1 protein-coding gene is annotated in these 601 nt (G+C 63.1%); it reads right to left on the bottom strand.

What is annotated here, in order from left to right:
* Nucleotides 1–551, bottom strand: a 551-nt coding sequence (locus FCU40_RS23025) for a Tn3 family transposase (RefSeq protein ID WP_168078126.1), incomplete at its 3' end; no start/stop codon positions are given.
* Between the last annotated feature and the right edge of the window lie 50 nt (nucleotides 552–601).

Genomic DNA, 601 nt, shown 5'->3' with positions numbered 1-601 from the left:
GGCGCTTCCGACGCCGTCGCCGAGAGCACCTTCGTGTGAAAGGATCCGTGCATGTCGGAGAGATGCGTATAGATCCGCAAACCCGGTTCAGGCCCGTACTTGGCGTTGATGTCGCCGGCCCCGGATCGCCGGCGACCAGACCTGAAGAACTGGCCATCGGACGATGAGGACAAGCCATCCCCCCAGTGACGCGCGAACGGCTGCGCGTGGTGGACGTCCATGATCTTGGCGAGGGCGGCGCGGTAGTTCTCCTCGCTGAGGTACCAGCTCTGCGTCCAAGCCAACTGGGCGTAGGTCACACCCTGGCTGGCGTTGGCCATTCTCTCCAGGCCAAGGTTGGTCGCATCGGCCAGAACCGCGGCCAGCACGCAGCTTGTGTTGTCGTGAGCTTTTCCGGAACGAAGCTCCCGGAACGCAGACGAAAAGCCTGTCAGGGCATCGATCTCGGCGAGGAGATCGGTGATCCGAACCCGTGGCAACAAAGCGTCGATCGCCCGATCGAGCACGCGCGCCTCATCGGGTGTGCTGGCCTTGATCGGCTTGACCGACAAGGCGTCACCTTGGAGTGAGACGTCCACAAGGTCGCCTCTGGCCAGTTTTC

This window comes from Caulobacter sp. SSI4214 (genome assembly GCF_012184455.1).
Classification (GTDB): Bacteria; Pseudomonadota; Alphaproteobacteria; order Caulobacterales; family Caulobacteraceae; genus Caulobacter; species Caulobacter vibrioides_E.
The sequence above is the reverse complement of the archived record's forward strand: the minus strand, read 5'-3'. Positions and strand labels throughout refer to the sequence as shown.